General features: G+C 58.6%; 10 protein-coding genes. 7 read left to right on the forward strand and 3 right to left on the reverse strand.

The window, feature by feature from the left end:
• Positions 1–39: 39 nt before the first annotated feature.
• The 6 genes from K309_RS0110775 to K309_RS42415 are packed head-to-tail and all read left to right on the forward strand — an operon-like array spanning position 40 to position 9,774.
• A complete protein-coding gene (locus tag K309_RS0110775) occupies positions 40–2,919 on the forward strand; it encodes an SNF2-related protein (RefSeq protein ID WP_029046415.1) in 2,880 nt (959 codons plus the stop codon).
• The gene (locus K309_RS0110780) at positions 2,919–4,667 is read left to right on the forward strand and encodes an AIPR family protein (RefSeq protein ID WP_029046416.1); all 1,749 of its coding nucleotides are present in this window, start codon (positions 2,919–2,921) and stop codon (positions 4,665–4,667) included. The genes K309_RS0110775 and K309_RS0110780 overlap by 1 nt, the downstream gene beginning before the upstream one ends.
• Before the next feature lie 11 nt (positions 4,668–4,678).
• Entirely contained in the window at positions 4,679–6,379 is a 1,701-nt protein-coding gene (locus K309_RS0110785) for a site-specific DNA-methyltransferase (RefSeq protein WP_029046417.1), read from the forward strand.
• Positions 6,379–9,108, forward strand: a complete 2,730-nt coding sequence (locus K309_RS0110790; protein WP_029046418.1) for a DEAD/DEAH box helicase — start codon at positions 6,379–6,381, stop codon at positions 9,106–9,108. The genes K309_RS0110785 and K309_RS0110790 overlap by 1 nt, the downstream gene beginning before the upstream one ends.
• 36 nt (positions 9,109–9,144) lie before the next feature.
• Entirely contained in the window at positions 9,145–9,408 is a 264-nt protein-coding gene (locus K309_RS42410) for a DUF8758 domain-containing protein (protein WP_198030805.1), read from the forward strand.
• Between the two features lie 21 nt (positions 9,409–9,429).
• The gene (locus tag K309_RS42415; protein WP_198030806.1) at positions 9,430–9,774 is read left to right on the forward strand and encodes a DUF8757 domain-containing protein; all 345 of its coding nucleotides are present in this window, start codon (positions 9,430–9,432) and stop codon (positions 9,772–9,774) included.
• A gap of 452 nt (positions 9,775–10,226) precedes the next feature.
• Here the strand turns inward: K309_RS42415 and gyrB are convergent, their stop codons facing one another.
• The 3 genes from gyrB to dnaA all read right to left on the reverse strand — a co-directional run bounded on the left by gyrB (position 10,227) and on the right by dnaA (position 16,266).
• Positions 10,227–12,752, reverse strand: a complete 2,526-nt coding sequence (gene gyrB / locus K309_RS0110800; RefSeq protein WP_029046419.1) for a DNA topoisomerase (ATP-hydrolyzing) subunit B — start codon at positions 12,750–12,752, stop codon at positions 10,227–10,229.
• A gap of 212 nt (positions 12,753–12,964) precedes the next feature.
• Entirely contained in the window at positions 12,965–14,080 is a 1,116-nt protein-coding gene (gene dnaN / locus K309_RS0110805) for a DNA polymerase III subunit beta (RefSeq protein ID WP_029046420.1), read from the reverse strand.
• A 368-nt stretch (positions 14,081–14,448) separates the two neighbouring features.
• Positions 14,449–16,266, reverse strand: coding sequence for a chromosomal replication initiator protein DnaA (gene dnaA / locus K309_RS0110810; protein ID WP_029046421.1), 1,818 nt, complete (start codon positions 16,264–16,266; stop codon positions 14,449–14,451).
• A gap of 803 nt (positions 16,267–17,069) precedes the next feature.
• Here dnaA and rpmH point away from each other — a divergent pair.
• The gene (rpmH, locus tag K309_RS0110815) at positions 17,070–17,204 is read left to right on the forward strand and encodes a 50S ribosomal protein L34 (protein ID WP_008650850.1); all 135 of its coding nucleotides are present in this window, start codon (positions 17,070–17,072) and stop codon (positions 17,202–17,204) included.
• Positions 17,205–17,207 lie beyond the last annotated feature (3 nt).

A 17,207-nucleotide genomic window follows, 5' to 3' on the forward strand; every position in this document is an offset into this window, starting at 1 on the left:
CGTAATGGTAGCGCTGATCGAACGGCCGGAGGATCGCAATTGACGACACAGCAGTTACTCACGCCGCACCAGAGCCAGTACTACGCTTGGCTACTGACCAGACGCGCGGCGAGCGACACTGTAGAGTCGCTGGCGTCTACCTTGGTGGATTCGCAGGTCGACCTTAACCCGCATCAGGTCGAAGCGGCGCTGTTTGCCTGCAAAAATCCACTCTCGCGAGGAGTGATCCTTGCTGACGAAGTCGGGCTTGGTAAGACGATTGAAGCAGGGTTGGTGATTTCACAACACTGGGCCGAACGCCGTCGCCGCATCCTGATCATCGTGCCGGCCAACTTACGCAAACAGTGGCATCAGGAACTGCAAGATAAGTTCGGTCTGCAAGGGCTGATTCTTGAAGCCAAAAACTACAACGCCATCCACAGACAAGAACGTCAAAACCCATTCCTGAACTTGCCACAGACAGGGCCAGTCATTTGCTCCTATCAGTTTGCGAAGACCAAGGCAGGCGACATTAAGGGGATCGATTGGGACCTCGTTGTGTTCGATGAAGCGCATCGTCTGCGCAACGTCTACAAGGCGAGCAATGTGATCGCAAAGACTCTCAAAGAGTCGCTGGCGCACGTCCATTCCAAAGCGCTGCTGACCGCGACGCCACTGCAGAATTCATTGATGGAGCTCTACGGTCTGGTCAGCATGATCGACGACCGAGTCTTTGGCGACCCGGATAGTTTTCGGGCGCAGTTCACCCTGCAGAACAAGGAACAGGCATTCAGTGGCCTTCGGAACCGCATCGCCCCTATCTGCAAACGTACATTGCGCCGGCAAGTACAGCAGTACGTCTCATATACGGCGCGACGTGCCATCGTTGAGGAGTTCGTCCCTTCTGACGAGGAGAAGAAGCTATCCAGTCTAGTGGCGGAGTACCTTCGTCGCCCAAACTTGAAGGCCCTGCCAGACAGTCAGCGACAACTGATCTCGCTGGTGCTTTGGAAGTTGCTGGCGTCCTCGACGCATGCAATTGCCGGTGCGTTGGAAACGATGGCCAATCGCCTTCAAGCATCGATTGATGAATCGCCCGATGTTCCAGAACTCGTCGACGAATTGGACAAGGACTATGAGTCGCTCCCCGAAACTGCCGACGAGTGGAGTGATGACGATGGCAGCAGCGAGTCACGGCAAGGGAATGAACGGGATGCCATAACCAAGGAAATTGAAGAGCTTCGGAATTTCAAGGCACTCGCGACCAACATTCGCCACAACGCCAAGGGCAATGCATTGTTAACGGCGCTCGGCCGGGCCTTCGCCGAGTTGGAGCGGCTGGGTGCAGCCAAGAAGGCCATCATCTTCACGGAATCAAAACGGACACAGGAATATCTGCTCTCGTTGCTCGCCGATACATCTTACGGCGAGGGAATCGTGCTCTTCAACGGCACGAACAGCGATGCGCGTGCTCAGGCGGTCTACAAGGACTGGCTGGAGCGGCACGGGGGAACGGACAAGATCACGGGCTCGAAGACTGCCGACACACGTGCCGCCTTGGTCGAGCATTTCAAGGAGCGTGGCACGGTGATGATCGCGACCGAGGCGGGAGCGGAAGGCATCAATCTTCAGTTCTGCTCACTAGTCATCAACTATGACCTGCCGTGGAATCCACAGCGCATCGAGCAACGCATCGGTCGCTGCCATCGGTACGGGCAGCAGCACGATGTTGTTGTCGTCAATTTTGTCGACCGTGGCAACGAAGCGGATGCCCGTGTCTACGAGCTGCTCGCGCAAAAATTCCAGTTGTTCGAGGGTGTCTTTGGGGCCAGCGACGAGGTGCTCGGCACAATCGGTTCCGGGGTGGACTTCGAGCGGCGCATTGCCGATATCTACCAGAACTGCCGCGACCCCGAAGCAATTAAGGTGAGCTTCGAGCAGTTGCAACTCGATCTGTCAGGCGAGATCAACGAGGCGATGGTCAAGACCCGGCAGCTTCTGCTGGAAAACTTTGACGAAGAGGTTCAAGACAAACTGCGAATGCGCGCGGATGACAGTCGCGCTGCTCGAAACCGCTACGAACGGATGCTGATGGATTTGACGGAGGCTGAACTAGATGGTTACGCGGTCTTCGATCAAGGGGGCTTTTTTCTACAACGCCCGCCCTGCGCAGATCTCGCTGCCATCGACCTCGGTCGGTACGAACTACCACGACGCAGCGGCGAAGCCCATCTCTATCGCGTTATGCATCCGCTCGCCACGTGGGCTATTCAGCAAGCCAAGGACCGGCAATTGACGGGCGCGCGACTCGTGTTCGATTACGACAGCTATGGTACGCAGGTGAGCACGCTTAGAGCCTACAGAGGGCAGACCGGATGGCTTACGGTCAGTCTTATATCCGTTGCCACATTGGGGCAGACAGAACAGCACCTGATTGTCGCGGCGACCACGTGCGACGGCGCAGTACTCGCCGAAGATGACCCGGAGAAGTTAATGCGATTTCCTGCGCAACAGCACGCTGCAGGACTGTTCAGCGTGAGCAACGGCGCGCTGTCCGCAGATCTGGAGGCAAGAAAGCGGCAACTCCTGCGCGAGATCAACCAGCGCAACCTCGGGTACTTCGAGCAGGAAGTCGAAAAGCTTGACGCATGGGCGGACGATTTGAAGCTCGGCCTAGAACAAGAGATCAAGGAGATCGATCGTGAGATCAAGGAAGTCCGCCGCACTGCCTCTACGTCACCGACACTCGACGAAAAACTACACTGGCAGAAGCGGCAGCGCGAATTGGAAGCCAGGCGTAACAAGCTGCGCCGTGATCTATTCAACCGACAGGACGAAGTCGAGGCCCAGCGCAACGAATTGATTGCGCAGCTTGAGGTTCAGTTGCAGCAGCAGATTCAGGAGCAGGCACTGTTCACTATCGAGTGGGAGCTGGTGTAATGGCCGCTCAACCACGTCCCCTCGAACTTGACCTTCTGTGTCAGAGGCTCGACGCAGACTTCGCCGCGCGCATTGTGGGCACAGGCACGTCTCCAGAAGCCCAGCGCAGTAACTTCTATTCCAAGGCCGTCGCGGCATTCGTTCTCTGTGAAGAGGCCGGTGCCACGCCTGACGACGCCGTAGCTGCCAGCATTGATGGCGGCTTTGACCATGGTATTGACTCGGTCTTCATCGCCGCTGATGAGACGATCTGGCTTGTGCAGTCCAAGTACAAAGAGGCGGGTTTCGGCGAGCCCGAGTTGGGCGACGTTGCCAAGTTTCGTGACGGTGTGACCGACCTGTTGCATGGACGCTGGGATCGCTTCAATGCAGCGCTACAGGCGAAGCGGGTTGCGCTAACGAATGCACTGAATAGCGGCGCTTGTCGGGTTCGCGTGGTCTTGGTGTACACAGGTACAGCCGTTTCGGACGATCGCCGCGATATTTTTGGTGACCTGGAGCGTGCTTTTAATGGAACAAATCCGGGCTTTTTGCGTTGCTCCGCGTACGGTCTAATCACACTGCACGAGCTTCACGTCGACGGGCTTTCGGCACCACGCATTGAGGCTGATATCGAGCTTCGTGACTTCGGCCATACACAAGCGCCATACAGAGCGTTTTACGGACGGATTGCTGCCAAACGCCTCGCTGAGCTTTGGATTGAGTATCAGGATCACCTCGTCGAACGGAATATTCGTCGATTCAAGGGATCGACTGCCGTAAATACTGGACTGGGTGAGACGCTTCAACAGGAAGCAGATCACTTCTTCTATTTCAACAACGGCGTGACATTCTTGTGTGACACGATTCAAGAGCAGCATCCTCGAGATGCCCATCGGCAGCTTGGACGATTTCGCGTTCGGGGCTTATCTATCATCAATGGCGCCCAAACCGTCGGAGCCATTGCTCGCGAGCCAGTTGCTCACTACGAGGCCCATCCTGCCGAGGTTATGGCAACCTTTGTGTGCCTGGAGAACGCGCCTGACGACTTTGGAAACAAAGTCACGCAGTCTCGCAATCGGCAGAACGCCGTCGACCTGGAAGATTTCGCCGCACTCGATGAACGGCAAGCGGTCTGGCATCAGACACTGAAGATGGCGGGCATTGAGTATCTCATCAAGCATGGCGATGATGAATCTCCAGCGTCGGTGTCTTGTTTCAGCGTTCGGGAGGCCGCTCCCATATTAGCGTGTACGGTGACAGCAGGGGACTGGCAGGAGTTCGTCGTAGCCGCCAAGACCGACAAGAAGAAGCTGTTCGGACGTGAAGGGCTGGTCGCTGCCACTGATCCATTGCGTGATGCATACATGCGCCTGTTTCCTGATTCACTGACGGCAAGACACATCTGGCGCGCCGTTCAGGTAGGTAGGATCGTCCACACTAAGATTCGGGATCGGGCCAACGCAGAAGCTGATCCCGCGAATCTGCCTTTGGGCACCCTCCCGGCTAGGGAGATTCTCAAACATGGAGCGTGGCTTCTGTTGCACGTCCTGTTTATTCGGACGCAACTTCAGAACGGGCCAGCACTGGCGTTGACGCACGATGAACTTGACCGATTGTCCAGAGACGTAGATCAGTTGGCGCAACGGCTGGTGGAAGTTGCACAAGCCATTCAATGGAATAAGCAAGCGCGAAGTGTGTTCGAGAATCGGACAGACTGTCGCACAGTAAAAGGGCGCCTCATGGCGGCGCTTGCACAGCAAGCCTAGGAAATGAATTGATGAGCAAACAAAAACTCGAGTTGACCTGGATCGGCAAGGAAAAGCGCCCCCGACTGGAGCCGCGCATCCTGCTCGAAGACCCAGAAAAGTCCTACCACGCCAAACACCGGGTTTCCGACAACGATATTTTCGATAACCGATTGATCTTCGGGGACAACCTGTTGGCGTTAAAGGCTCTGGATCAAGAGTTTTCAGGCAAGGTGAAGTGCGTCTTCATCGACCCGCCGTATAACACCGGAAGTGCCTTCGACCACTACGACGATGGACTGGAACATTCAATCTGGCTGGGACTAATGCGTGACCGGCTGGAGATCATCCGGCGACTACTGGCAGACGACGGATCGTTGTGGATCACGATTGACGACAACGAGGCACATTATCTGAAAGTGCTATGCGATGAGGTTTTTGGTCGCGCCAATTTCGTTGCCTCCGTGATTTGGCAAAAGCTCTTCACTGTTAAGAACTCTGCAAAGTATTTTTCGGACATGCATGAATATGTCCTCGTCTACGCCAAAGATCTTTCTAAGTGGAGTAGAAATTTGCTTCCTCGGAGCGCGGAGCTAGACGATTCATACTCAAACCAAGACAACGATCCGCGCGGCCCTTGGACCACTAATGCGATTCAGGCACGCAACTACTACAGTCAAGGTACCTATGAGATTGTTTCGCCCACAAATAAATCTTTTACGCCTCCTCCGGGGACGTATTGGCGTGTCTCAAAGTCGACATTCGATGAGCTGGAGAAGGACGGTCGCGTTTGGTGGGGGCGTGATGGTACTGCGACTCCTCGAATCAAGAAATTCCTGAATGAAGCAAAGCAAGGGGTTGTTCCAGCAACTCTTTGGTTCCATGAAGATGTTGGAACAAATGCCGAAGCGAAAGTTGAGATTCGAAAGCTATTTGAGGGGATCAATGACGATGACGTCTTCATGACCCCAAAGCCAGAAAAGCTACTCAAACGAATATTGGAACTTGCCACCAGTCCTGGCGATCTCGTACTTGACTCCTTTGCCGGCTCCGGCACTACCGGCGCGGTCGCCCACAAAATGGGCCGCCGCTGGATTATGGTGGAACTGGGTGAGCACTGCCATACGCACATCATTCCCCGACTCCAGAAAGTCATCAACGGCGAGGACAAGGGTGGCATTTCCGAAACGGTGAACTGGCAGGGTGGCGGCGGCTTCCGGTACTACAAGCTAGCGCCCACACTCGTTGTCAACGATCGCTGGGGCAATGCGGTGATCAACCCTGAGTACAATGCAACACAACTGGCCGAGGCACTGTGCAAGCTGGAAGGCTTTACCTACGCTCCCTCCGAGACGCAGTGGTGGCAGCACGGGCATTCCAGCGAGCGGGATTTCATCTATGTCACAACGCAGAACCTCTCATCCGAACAGTTGCAAGCGCTTTCCGACGAGGTAGGCGGCGAGCGAAGCCTGTTGGTGTGCTGTTCCGCCTTTCGCGGTGTCACGGCAGCCAAGGCGGCAGATCGGTGGCCAAATCTGACGCTGAAGAAAGTCCCCAAAATGGTGTTCGCGCGATGCGAATGGGGTCACGACGATTACAGCCTGAACGTGGCGAATTTGCCGATGGCGGAAGAGCCGGTTACTGAACCTGCAGTTGCAAACAACTCAAGGAGAGCATCTAAGAACAAGAAGGCCGCTCTCGGACAGGGCGGGCTGTTTGGGGAGAACGAATAATGAATGCACGTGTCCTGCACGCCGTCACTGGTCGCCTGTCGCTTCGTCCGCCCCAAGCGGAATCTCTCTCCCGTCTGGTGCGCGCGCTTTCTGCTGCGCCGGAGCTGCTGGGGCACGACCAGGATCTGTCGGCCGTACTGGCCAGCCTCAAGGCTGAATTCCCGACGCTGGAGGACTTTGAACGCGAATTTCCATCACTGTGCTTTGCACTGGCGACCGGCGTAGGCAAGACCCGCTTGATGGGAGCGTTCATCGCCTACCTGAATCTGGCGCACGGCATCAACAACTTCTTCGTACTGGCCCCCAACCTGACGATCTACAACAAGCTGATCACCGACTTCACGCCCAACACGCCCAAGTATGTGTTTAAGGGCGTCGCCGAGTTCGCGCAGCAGTCGCCCGAGATCATTACCGGCGATAATTATGAGCAACGGGCAGCCAACGTGCAGGGCAGCCTGCTGTCGCCAGTGACAATCAATATTTTCAACATCTCGAAGATCAATTCCGAGGTGCGGGGTGGCAAGGAGCCACGCATCAAGCGAATGAGGGAGGTGCTTGGTGATAGCTACTTCAACTATCTCGCCGACCTGTCCGATTTGGTGTTGCTGATGGACGAATCGCACAGGTACCGGGCTAGCGCCGGAGTGCGCTCGATCAACGAGCTGAAGCCACTATTCGGATTGGAAGTCACGGCTACGCCGTTTGTGGAATCGACGCGCGGGCCGGTGCAGTTCAAGAACGTTGTGATGGATTACCCGCTGGCGCGTGCAATGGAAGATGGCTTCGTGAAGGAGCCCGCGGTCGTGACCCAGCGCAACTTCGATGCCAAAGCTCACACGCCGGAGGAGATCGAGAAGATCAAACTTGAAGATGGCGTGCGCCTGCATGAGACCACCAAGGTGGAATTGCTGACTTACGCCCGCGAGAACGGCGTCAAGGTGGTGAAACCCTTCATGCTTGTCATTGCGCGCGATACTACGCACGCGGGGCAACTATTGGCGCTTCTTGAGTCAGGTGCGTTCTACGACGGCCGCTACCGGGGCAAGGTGATCCAGGTAGACTCCAGCCGCACCGGGGCGGAAGAGGAGGAGATGATCACTCGTCTGCTAGCCGTGGAAAGCGTAGACGAACCGACCGAGATCGTGATTCACGTCAACATGCTGAAGGAAGGCTGGGATGTGACCAATCTCTACACCATCGTGCCGCTGCGCGCCGCCAATGCGCGCACACTGATCGAGCAGTCTATTGGTCGTGGTCTGCGTCTGCCCTACGGCAAGCGCACTGGCGTCGTATCTGTAGATCGCTTGAACATCGTCGCCCACGACAAATTCCAGGAGATTATCGATGAGGCCAATCGCTCCGATTCGCCTATTCGCCTCAAACAGGTGGTCCTTGATGCGCCGAGCGCAGACGACAAAAAAGTTAGCGTGCAAGTGGGCTCGGGGGCGATGACACGGCTGGGGTTGGTGGACGCTCCCGTCGTGTCGCCAATCAACGGCACTTCCAACGGATCGGCGCAGGCCTCGACGCCGCTCACGCCAGTTTTTGCCACAGATTCGGAACGGCAAGCCGCGCGAGTTGTGATGGACGTGATCGGAAGGTGCGAGGTCAGGCGTGATCTGGTGCCGACCAGCAGCGCGCTACTCAAGCCTGAGGTGCAAAAGGAAATTTTGGCCGAGGTCGCCGAGCGGCTGAGACCGCTGCAGGGTAGCTTGCTTGCGGATATCGATGCCGCTGATGCCACGCTCGACCTGGCGGCCGTGGTGGCGAAGACCACGGAGATCGTGGTGCAGCAGACCATAGACATTCCCCGCATTGCCGTAGTGCCAACGGGCGAGGTGACGACGGGTTTTCACCCATTCAAATTGGATGTGAGCCAATTGCACCTGCAGCCCGGTGAGCGCGAGATCATTGTTCACAATTTGCGTACGAACGAGCAGGACATGTTGGCGCCGGAAATCGGACTCAAAGAGCAACGGCTGGAGGATTACATCGTCCATGCCCTGGTCGACTTCGATGATATCGACTACTTCACGCACGCCGATCTACTCTACGACCTCGCTGGGCAAATGGTGCAGCACCTGTTGGGCTACCTCTCGGAAGACGAGGCGCGCAACGTGCTGGATCGCGACCGCCGCATGATCGCCCGCGAGATCCACGCGCAGATGATGGCGCATTTCTGGGAAGAGGCGACAGAGTATGAGGTTCAAGTCAGCCGGGGCTTCACCGAGCTGAAACCCTGCAATTACACCGCCACGGCAGGCCAGACAGCGCACCACTTCCGTGAAACGGTCACCGAGACCAGCCGTATCAAGCAGATGCTGTTCGGTGGATTTTCGCGGTGCTTGTATCCGCTGCAGAAGTTCGATTCAGATACCGAGCGACGCTTCGCCATCATCCTGGAGAGGGATGCATTGAAGTGGTTCAAGCCTGCCAAGGGCCAGTTCCAAGTCTATTACAAGCTGGGTACGGAGCAGCCGGAGTACATCCCGGATTTCGTCGCCGAAACGGATACCGCTCTCTTCATGGTCGAGACCAAGGCTCGCGCGGACGTCAATACCCACGAGGTACAGGCGAAGGCCAGTTCAGCAGCACGTTGGTGCAAACACGCATCAGTCCACGCGGCCGAGGTCGGCACAAAGCCGTGGAAATACCTCCTGCTGCCACACGATGAAGTCGTAGAATCGAGGCGGCTATACGACTATCTACGCTTCGAGGTGAAGGGGTAACGGCCGCGCCATAGATTACGAATGGGAGGATTGTGAATGGCATCGCAAGTTGAACGCATCCTGATTCTGGCCAAGACGTACCCGTCTCCCAGTGCACAGCACGTTGAAACGTCGTGCGTTGCTGGTATAAACGAGCACGGCACGATGCGACGCTTGTATCCGGTGCCATTCCGGCTGATCGATGAAGGTCAGAAGTTCAAGAAATGGCAGTGGATCGAGGTGCGCGTCGAAAAGGCGAACAAGGATCATCGGGCCGAAAGCCACAAGCTTTCGTCGATACAACCACCTGTGGTGACGTGATTGATACCAAGAACCAGTGCCGTGGCCGGTGGCCTTGGATTGCCGACTTTCACGAACTTCGACGACATCGAAACGATGTCGAGCCGAAACCGGGCTATCGCTCGCGTTGACGCAACCGAGGAAGGTGTTGTTGCTGGAGATCGTCGAGGCGCGGAACGCCCCGAGTGGACCGATGAGGAGCGAGAGAAGCTACTGCACTACGAGATGCAGGGGCAGCTGTTTAGTGACACCGAGGTTAAAAAAATAACGCAGACGCTGCGAAAAGTGCCGTTCGACTTCTACTACCGATATGTGTGCGCTACCCCCGAGGGCGAAAAGGTGTTCAAGCACGAGATTGTGGACTGGGAAGCAGGCGTCCTTTTCTGAAACTGCAGAGAGCGCTAGGGGACTGGCTGGGAGAAGCCGTTTCGGGCAAAGCTCTAAGAAGAGCTTACCGGCAAAGACCTGATGTTCCTCATGGGCAATCTGCATCGATTCCAAGACCAGTGGTTGATCATCAGCCTCATCTCAGACAAGGACTACTGCGGTACACGCGTCACGCACATCAAGGCTGCCGACGCTAAAACAGTGAACCCTGTCGCTACGAGGTACGCCGGATGCAAGCGGATTCAGGCGGACGCTAGCAAACAAAAACCCGCGCAGATGCTTGATCTCTCGCGGGCTCCTGATCTTCTCTGGACTGCTTAGAACTTGAATCTAGTGCGACCGCAGGTCACTGCAGTTGCAAGCCTATCCATCGAGATTTCTCAGTAGTCGTGACATCCGTTTTCACTAATCCTGGCGCCAATCTCACTAATGATGTCACTCGACAATACAGATCAAACATCAATATTCCGCGCCACCAACGCATTACTCTCAATAAAGTTCCTTCGGGGCTCCACCTCATCCCCCATAAGGGTGGTAAAGATCTGATCCGCCGCAATAGCATCCTCAATCTGCACCTTCAGCAAACGGCGTTGTGTAACATCAAGCGTCGTCTCAAACAGCTGCTCAGGGTTCATCTCACCAAGACCCTTATAGCGCTGACGCGAAACTCCGCGTTCGGCTTCAGCCAGCAGCCATTGCATCGCACCGTGGAAGTCGTTGACGGTCTGATCCCGCAGCTTATCGCCTTCACCACGCTGCACCTTGGTCCCTTCCGGCGTCAGCCCTTGGAAAGTCTTGGCTGCATTGGAAAGGGCAGCGTAGTCAGCCCCGTGGACAAAGTCCGCATCCAGGTGTGACAGCCGCACGTTGCCATGATGGCGACGCGCAATCATCAACCGATGCTTGTCAGTCTTCTCATCAAACTGCGCATAGACGTCAGCCGTACCGTCATCATTCACGGCAGCACCAATCAACGTCTTGGCATGCATCTCAGCCAACTTAGCCTTCAGCGCAACGGCGGATGCCTCAGCAGCAGCAGCGCTGTCGAGATCCAGCGCCACCCCATCAGCAATCGCCCGCAGCGCGTCGGTATCCACCACGCGCGACAAGCGGCCGATCACGCCCTCAGTCAGCTGATACTGCCGCGCCAGCTCGGTCAGCGCATCCCCGCTGATCTCCGACCCATCCGGCCGTACCAGCGACGCCTTTTCCATCGCCAGCTTCAGCAGATAAGCATTGAGCTCGACATCATCCTTGATATACCGCTCTTCCTTGCCATGCTTGATCTTGTACAGCGGCGGCTGCGCGATATACACATACCCGCGCTCGATGATGTCAGGCATCTGCCGGTAGAAGAACGTCAGCAGCAGCGTGCGGATGTGCGAGCCGTCCACGTCCGCGTCGGTCATGATGATGATGCGGTGGTAGCGCAGCTTTTCCAGGTTGTAGTCGTCCTTGCCGATGCCGGTGCCCAGCGCGGTGATCAGCGTCAGCACTTCCTGGCTGGAGAGCATCTTGTCGAAGCGGGCGCGCTCTACGTTCAGGATCTTGCCCTTGAGCGGCAGGATGGCCTGGAACTTACGGTCGCGGCCCTGCTTGGCGGAGCCGCCTGCGGAGTCACCCTCCACCAGGAAGAGTTCTGACAGGGCGGGGTCTTTTTCCTGGCAGTCGGCCAGCTTGCCGGGCAGGCCCATGCCGTCCATCAAGCCCTTGCGGCGGGTCATTTCGCGGGCCTTGCGGGCGGCTTCGCGGGCGCGGGCGGCGTCTACGATCTTGCCGCAGATGATCTTGGCGTCGCCCGGGGTTTCCAGCAGGAAGTCGTTCAGGGCCTTGCCGACGAGTTCTTCCACCGGCAGGCGCACTTCGGACGAGACCAGCTTGTCTTTGGTCTGCGAGCTGAACTTGGGCTCGGGCACCTTGACGGAGAGCACGCACGACAGGCCTTCGCGCATGTCGTCGCCGGTGGTTTCCACCTTGGCTTTCTTGGCGACTTCGTTTTCTTCGATGTACTTGTTGATGACCCGGGTCATCGCGGCGCGCAGGCCGGTCAGGTGGGTGCCGCCATCCCGCTGCGGGATGTTGTTGGTGAAGCAGAGCACCTGCTCGTTGTAGCCGTCGTTCCACTGCATGGCCACTTCCACGGCGATACCGTCTTTTTCGGTATTGGCGTAGAAGATGGTGGGGTGCAGCACGCTCTTGGAGCGGTTGATGTATTCAACAAAGCCCTTCACACCGCCGGAGAAGGCAAAGTCTTCTTCCTTGCCGGTGCGCTGGTCGACCAGCTTGATATGGACGCCGTTGTTCAGGAACGAGAGCTCGCGAATGCGCTTGGAGAGGATCTCGTAGTGGAACTCGACGTTGGTGAAGATTTCTTCGTCGGCCAGGAAGTGGACTTCGGTGCCGCGCTTGTCGGTGGCGCCGATGACCTTCATCGGCGAGACTTCAACGGGCTGGCCGTCGGGGCCGGGCACGGTCTCGATGATGCGGTTCTGCACATCGCCCTTGGCGAATTCGATCAGGTGGACCTGGCCGTCGCGGCGCACGGTCAGGCGCAGCCACTTGGAGAGCGCGTTCACGCAGGACACGCCCACGCCGTGCAGGCCGCCGGAGACCTTGTAGCTGTTCTGGTTGAACTTGCCGCCAGCGTGCAGCTCGGTCATGGCGATTTCCGCCGCGCTGCGCTTGGGTTCGTGCTTGTCGTCGAACTTGACCAGGGGCGGGATGCCGCGGCCGTTGTCGACGATGGAGATCGAGTTGTCGCTGTGGATGGTGACCTGGATCTCGGTGCAGTAGCCGGCCAGCGCTTCGTCGATGGAGTTGTCCAGCACCTCGAAGACGAGGTGGTGCAGGCCGGTGCCGTCCGACGTATCGCCGATATACATGCCCGGGCGCTTGCGTACCGCCTCCAGGCCTTCCAGGATCTGGATCGAGGAGGCTCCGTAGGTGTTTTCCTGTTGTGCTGCTTGCGGTTGGGTCATGTTTTCCTACTCACGGCAAATGCGGAAACCGGCCATATCGGCAAATTTGCCAGGCCGGGGGCTTCCGCAAGGCGGTTACTAAAAACGGCAAAAGGGGCGGATCGCTTGCGATCCTGCCCCCGCTGCAAAAGGACTGCCCGATTGTTGGCGGGTGTCGTAGCGTGCCGTTTGCTGCTCCGGTATGTCGTTCTCTGCGTGTCCTTACCGGATCATCAGATGCGCATCGGCATGACGACGTACTTGAAGTTGTCGTCTTCCGGCACGGTAATCAGCGCACTCGAATTCGAGTCGCCGAGGCTGACCTGCACTTGCTCGGTCTTGAGGTTGGCAAGGACGTCGAGCAGGTAGGTCACGTTGAAGCCGATATCGAGCGCGTCGCCCGAGTAATCGAGTTCCAGCTCTTCCTGTGCCTCTTCCTGGTCGGCGTTGGTGGAGCTGATCTTGAGCATGTGCGTGTCGAGGATGCAGCGCACGCCCTTGAATTTGTCGGTGGTCAGGATCGCGGTGCGTTGCAGCGCCTGCTGCAGGCGCACGCGGTCGATCGCGAAGGCGTTCTTGTAGCCCTTGGGGATCACGCGCTGGAAGTCGGGGAACTTGCCTTCGACCAGCTTGGAGATCAGCTCGATATTGGCGAACGTGAATTTGACCTGGTTGGCGGCCAGCTGCACCGTCACCGGATCGTCGTTGTCTTCCAGCAGGCGCTGCAGTTCCAGGATGGTCTTGCGCGGGATGATGACTTCCTGGCGCGAGCCGACGCCAGCCGCTTCGTTCTCCAGCTCCACGCCGCAGTAGGCCAGGCGGTGGCCGTCGGTGGCGACTGCCATGACCTTCTTGCCTTCCACCACCAGCAGCATGCCGTTCAGGTAGTAGCGGATGTCCTGCTGCGCCATGGCGAAGTGGACCATCGCCAGCAGGTGCTTGAAGGTCTTCTGCGGCAGGCTGACGCTGGCGTTGAATTCGCTGGCTTCGGCAACGGTCGGGAATTCTTCGGCGGCCAGCGTCTGCAGTGCGAAGCGGCTCTTGCCGGATTGCACCGTCATGCGCTTGTCGTTGAGCGACAGGGCGACGTCGCCGTCAGGCATGGCACGCAGGATGTCGAGCAGCTTGCGCGCGGCCACGGTGGTGGCGACGCTGTCGTTGCCGACGCCGCATTCCGCGTGCGTGGTGATCTGGATTTCGATGTCGGTCGACAGGAAGGACACGTTCGACCCGGACTTGCGAATCAGCAGGTTGGCCAGGATCGGGAGGGTGTGGCGGCGCTCCACGATGCCGCTCACGATTTGCAGCGGACGCAGCAGGTTGTCTCGCGAGGTTTTGACCAATTGCATTGAATTTATCCTTCGTCGTTTGTAGTCGGCGACCGCAGAACGCAAACAACTCCAAATTCACTTAGGAATCAAGGAGTTAATATGGCATTGTACCAAGGATAAGCCGCTGCGGTGAAGCGGGGCGGGACCGGCGGGCGGGCCAGCTGTGCACAAAAAGCCACGCTGGCACTGAATGCGCCTGCCATCCCGGCCCGACTCACCGCAAAGCCTTATCGGTGGCCACTTTCCGGACTTTTGCTCCGGCGATGCTGACGTTAATTCCCCAGGCGCCACGGGTTGTCCGTGGCGCGCACCCTACAGTATGCCAGCCTCGGGGGCCGGCCCTTCAAAATGCGCCTTTCCCGGTCTACGGCCGGGAAGGCCATCCATCAACCCTTGAGCGTCTGCTCCAGCACGTGCAGCTCGTGGTTGAGCTGCGCGTCCTTGCTGCGTTCGTCGGCGATCTTGCGCACGGCGTGCAGCACGGTGGTGTGGTCGCGGCCGCCGAAGAGCTCGCCGATCTCGGGCAGGCTCTTCTGCGTCAGCTCCTTGGCCAGGTACATCGCGATCTGGCGCGGACGGGCAATATTGGCAGGCCGCTTTTTCGAGTACATGTCAGCGACCTTGATGTTGTAGAAATCCGCGCAGGTCTTCTGGATGTTCTCCACCGAGATCTGCCGGTTCTGCACCGTCAGCAGGTCCTTCAGCGCTTCGCGCGTCACCTCAATGGTGATGTCCTTGCCGTGGAAGTTGCTGAACGCCAGGATCTTGCGCAGCGCGCCTTCCAGCTCGCGCACGTTGGAGCGCAGGTGCTTGGCGACGAAGAAGGCGACTTCTTCCGGAACGTTCACGTTCTCGGCGGCGGCCTTCTTCATCAGGATCGCCACGCGCATTTCCAGCTCGGGCGGCTCGATCGCCACGGTCAGGCCGGAGTCGAAGCGCGAGATCAGGCGGTCGTCGATGCCGGTGATTTCCTTGGGGTAGGTATCGCTGGTGATGATCACCTGCGCCCGGTTGGCGATCAGGGCCTCGAAGGCGTAGAAGAACTCTTCCTGCGTGCGGTTCTTGCCGGAGAAGAACTGGATATCGTCGATCAGCAGCAGGTCGAGCGAGTGGTAGTAGCGCTTGAACTCGTCGAACGCCTTGCGCTGGTAGGCCTTCACCACGTCGGACACGTACTGCTCGGCGTGGATGTAGCGGATGCGCGCGCGCGGGTTCTCCAGCAGCATGTGGTTGCCGATGGAGTGGATCAGGTGGGTCTTGCCCAGGCCGACGCCGCCATAGAGATACAGCGGGTTGTACGACTTGCCCGGGTTGTTGGCGACCTGGATGGCGGCGGCGCGCGCCAGCTGGTTGGCTTTACCGGTGACGAAGTTGTCGAACGTCAGGATCGGGTTCAGGCGCGAGCGCTCGTGGACCGTGTCGCTGGGCTGGTGGCCGGGCATGCCGCTGGCGCCGCCCATCGCTTGCTGCGACGGGTGCTGCTGGTGAGGCTGCTGCGGCTGCACGCGGTAGGAGCGCGCGCTGGCTTCGGCGGGGTCCATGTGGACCACGTCGATATCGCCCATGTCGTTGGCGTGCTGGCTGCCATGGGCGCCCATCTGGCCCATCTGGCCATGGTGCTGCTGGCCCATGCCGGGCATCGGCGCACGCGCGCCGCCCGGGACCGAAGCGGCGGACGGATTGCCCGGATTGCCATATGGCGGCTGGCCCATGCCGTAGGAAGCGGCGGCGGGATAGTCGCCATAGCCCGGCTGGCCGGCATGGCCGGATTGGCCGGCCATGGGGTAGGGCGCCTGCGCGCCCATCTGCTGGCCGCCCGGGTAGCCGCCCATCCCCGTACCCGGGGCTGCGTGGCCATCCATGCCCGGCATGCCCATGGCGCCGCCCTGCTGCGCGTGCGCGCCCGGCCCGATGGCCGGTTGCGGCGCCTGCATATAGGCAGCGGCACGGCCGGAAGCCGCGGGATCGAGCACGAACTGGACGCTGACCTGCGCTTCCCAGTACTCGCAGGCCAATGCGGTGATGCGCCCCGAAAACTGGCTCTTGACCCAGTCGAGCTTGAAACGGTTGGGCGCAGCAATCCGCAGCGCGTGCGTTTCTTCATCGAACGCAACGGGCGCCAGCGGCTTGATCCACGTTTTGAACTGTTGCGGCGTCAGCTCGCGCTCGAGTTGCGCGGCTGCCGCCTGCCAGAAATCTTGCATTGTTTGTTGTTTAGTAGTGGCACCCGGGGATCGCGGCCCGGGCACATCAAAAGCGGCGTTGACGTTGCGTCGACCGGGCCTTACTTGCCGAACTGGTAATCACTACCAGTTGGCGTACCCCCGCGACATGCCAGCGCCAGCCAACGAGCGACCGACTCGCCGCACTGTGCGCGCGTTAACTCATGCGTTTTTCGCGGAGGGGGACCCGGGTTGCGCCTGCGCCACGCAGCCCGTGATGTGTTTAGACCGGGATTGTACCCCCGGCCCGGAGTTATCCACAAAGGATAAGTCTGTGGACAACTTGTGCAAATTCAGTGGATTGTTGTGCACAACCCGTGGTGCAGTGCGGGGTAGCGGGCTGTGGAAACCCGCGAAAATTCAGGGAAAACATAGACTTCGGCCTGAGTTGTCTTATATGTTGGCGGCGCTGCATGCACATAAATTTGTGCACCGTCCACTGTGGACAATGACGCACTGACAAGTTCTTCGGTATGTGGCATATGTGCCGGCGCACAACATCGTTTACCTTGACACCTTCGCTAAAACTGGATTAAATGCCGGGTTCTGCGATGCGGCAGGGGATCACGTATGCGCATCGCCGGGTCTGGCCTGTTCGTGCCGTCCGCGCCCACAGGCCCACGCCTGCACCGCGCCGCCGGCCGGCAGCAAGACAGAACCAGAATCGTCGGCAACACCGCGGCAGTTCCTTGCCAGCGGCAGCCCCATGCGAACCATACGCGGCGGCCACGGCACCCCGGCACCGGCCGAAGCCGGGCACGCCCAGATCAACCAGAGAGTGCAACATGAAACGTACCTACCAACCTTCCGTTACCCGCCGCAAGCGTACCCACGGTTTCCGCGTGCGCATGAAGACCCGTGGCGGCCGTGCCGTCATCAACGCTCGCCGCGCCAAGGGCCGCAAGCGCCTGGCCATCTGAGGC

This window comes from Cupriavidus phytohabitans (assembly GCF_000426345.1).
In the GTDB taxonomy this organism is placed as follows: Bacteria; Pseudomonadota; Gammaproteobacteria; order Burkholderiales; family Burkholderiaceae; genus Cupriavidus.

What these genes read in the sequence shown, in the direction of transcription:
- K309_RS0110785 (WP_029046417.1), top strand. Translation starts at nt 4,679, where the DNA reads ATGAGCAAACAAAAACTCGAGTTGACCTGGATCGGCAAGGAAAAGCGC.
- dnaA (WP_029046421.1), bottom strand. Translation starts at nt 16,266, where the DNA reads ATGCAAGATTTCTGGCAGGCGGCAGCCGCGCAACTCGAGCGCGAGCTG.
- K309_RS0110790 (WP_029046418.1), top strand. Translation starts at nt 6,379, where the DNA reads ATGAATGCACGTGTCCTGCACGCCGTCACTGGTCGCCTGTCGCTTCGT.
- dnaN (WP_029046420.1), bottom strand. Translation starts at nt 14,080, where the DNA reads ATGCAATTGGTCAAAACCTCGCGAGACAACCTGCTGCGTCCGCTGCAA.
- rpmH (WP_008650850.1), top strand. Translation starts at nt 17,070, where the DNA reads ATGAAACGTACCTACCAACCTTCCGTTACCCGCCGCAAGCGTACCCAC.
- K309_RS42410 (WP_198030805.1), top strand. Translation starts at nt 9,145, where the DNA reads ATGGCATCGCAAGTTGAACGCATCCTGATTCTGGCCAAGACGTACCCG.
- gyrB (WP_029046419.1), bottom strand. Translation starts at nt 12,752, where the DNA reads ATGACCCAACCGCAAGCAGCACAACAGGAAAACACCTACGGAGCCTCC.
- K309_RS0110780 (WP_029046416.1), top strand. Translation starts at nt 2,919, where the DNA reads ATGGCCGCTCAACCACGTCCCCTCGAACTTGACCTTCTGTGTCAGAGG.